We start from the raw sequence: 1,724 nt of genomic DNA on the forward strand, positions 1-1,724 counted from the left end.
AGCAAAGCACAAAATATCCGGCCTCTTTTCCTTAACACGCCTAAAGGCCTCTGTGGTTCCAGGTATTGATTGGTTGACGACAATCGCTTTCATTAAAGGGTCATCGGCAAGTCCAACTATTTGGCTTATCACTGTTTCCATTTCCTGCATAAAGTTATCAGGATAGGTTACGTGAGCTATCATGCCACCGGACGATGCATCACCATAATCTTCGATAAGCCTTTCAGCGCCGCGAAGTTCATCTTCTCCCTGCGAAACTGTGCCAGTTACGATGCCGATATGATATGGTGCGTCAGCATAAACAATGCTACTATTCGCTAAAAGAAATATAAAAAGCGTTGTAGCTACGATAAACTTGACCTTGCCCATTATTCTCCCTCCAGGCTACCATACGGTATTTGGTATATATCACATACTACTTTTTAATGTTTATTTTGTCAATGAGCGTTGCGTTCTAACATTGCTCGCGTTTTAAAATTTTTGTAAAAATCTGCAAAAACGTCGCGACAAGAGATGGCAGGGATAAGCTTCTTGAGATATATACTTATATAAAAGAACTCCTGGATCTTAAAAAACCTCTGCACTTTGTCTTTTGTCATCGGGAATATCTGGCCTTTTTCTTCAGGCATTATATGCAGTTGATGGATAGTTCAAGTAAATTCTTAAATTTTATAAATCCTTTAGAATATTCTTTTATATACTATATAATGCATAATCTAGATAATAGAATTAAAAGCTGTTGATTTTTCTGACAGGTCATGATATAAAAGTTGCAAGCTGAAAATATATTCTATTAACTTGATAAATAGTCCTTTTATCGTGGTCTGTATCGCTTGACGATATCTCACCTATCATGCTCTTCTATGCATTGCGCAAGCAATCTTTTCCCAGAGTATTAACACCTCTAATGCGTGCAATGGAAATGACTATGAAATTGACGATAAACATGTAAAGTTGCCGCCATGAACCGTCCGAATAAGTTCTATGAAGTCCCTTTTAAAACCAGTGGGCCTTTTTCGCCCCACGTCACTTAAGTAAAATGATTGAAACGATATGTAACCAGGAGCAAAAATTGCTCACTTTAGATTGTAAGGTTTTACATTTTACATAAATGTGCAGTTTCTGTGCCTATATTGTAATTTATCTTTTTTGTAAAAATATTCGCATGCTCGATGCAAAGGGAGGTGAAAGAAGAGCCTATGAGGATAACGATTGAATTTTCCCCGCAGTCGGAAAAGTTAACCCTTCCCATCCACTATAACAGTCTGATCCAGGGCTTGATCTATAGCAACCTGGATGGACTTGTCTCAGGCAAGTTGCATAATGAGGGATTAGCTTTTGGAAAAAGACAATTTCGCTTTTTTACCTTTAGTCGTATATATGGAAGGTATTTGATGAATAGGGAAACAATCGAATTTACCGGCCCCCTTAAAATGCATATGAGCTCCATCCACGAAGATGTACTTGAATCCTTTGTAAAGCATCTCTTAATAAAAGGCAAAATACAATTAGGGCCACAACAGTGTGAGTTGCTTCGAATAGATGTTGAAGAAAAACCAAAATTTGCCCGACCGATACAAGTTAAAACCCTTTCTCCAATTACTATCTACAGTACATTGACAGCAGGAGACGGACGAAAGAAAACCTATTATTACAGCCCAGCGGAGCGGGATTGGGAAATTCAAATTTTCGCAAACTTATGGAGGAAAAGCCAGGCGTTGGGT

General features: G+C 38.3%; 2 protein-coding genes. One reads left to right on the top strand and one right to left on the bottom strand.

Annotated features, from left to right (window positions below):
• Positions 1-369: DUF3798 domain-containing protein (locus Q7P41_RS01805; protein ID WP_303881684.1), on the bottom strand; the 369-nt coding region annotated here is incomplete at its 3' end.
• 830 nt (positions 370-1,199) lie between these two features.
• Between Q7P41_RS01805 and cas6 the strand changes: the two genes are divergently transcribed.
• On the top strand, positions 1,200-1,724 hold a 525-nt coding region (gene cas6 / locus Q7P41_RS01810; RefSeq protein ID WP_303881685.1), incomplete at its 3' end, for a CRISPR-associated endoribonuclease Cas6.

The organism is Acetomicrobium mobile, assembly GCF_937920065.1.